The 464-nt window shown below is 53.7% G+C and carries 1 protein-coding gene; it reads right to left on the reverse strand.

Annotation, left to right across the window (positions count from 1 at the left end; genetic code table 11):
* The coding region (locus tag E1297_RS48835) for a hypothetical protein (protein ID WP_209015536.1) at positions 1-464 on the reverse strand (464 nt) is incomplete at both ends.

Raw genomic sequence — 464 nt, forward strand, 5'->3', positions numbered from 1 at the left:
GTCGCCAAAGAACACCGTGCTGTCGAAGGTAATGGTGTCAGTTTCTTCGCCATTGTCTTGGCTGTTTGCAAAATCAATCGCTTCGCGAAGAGACGTTTCGCCGTCAAAGGCATCAACGGTGTCTTCGGCGGTCGTTACAAGGAGACCGCCCTGTTCAACGACAGCACTGGTTGGATCGCTTTCCACCGTCTCGGTGGTTCCCCCACCATCGACATAACTCACGATCACACGGAATTGCGCCCCGACATCGTCTTCCGTCAGTGTGTAAGTCTGGTCTGAAGCACCGGCAATGATTGTATAGGCGACTTCACTCTCAAAAATTCGCAACCACGTGTAGGTTGGCTCAAGGACCCCGTCCGGATCGTTTAATTGCGCGATATCGACGGAGAGCGTTTCACCTTCTCGCGCCTCTCCTTCAATCGTGATTGTGCCATCCGGCGCATCATTCACCGGCGCAATGGTCA

The sequence above is a fragment of the Roseibium sp. RKSG952 genome (assembly GCF_009711355.1).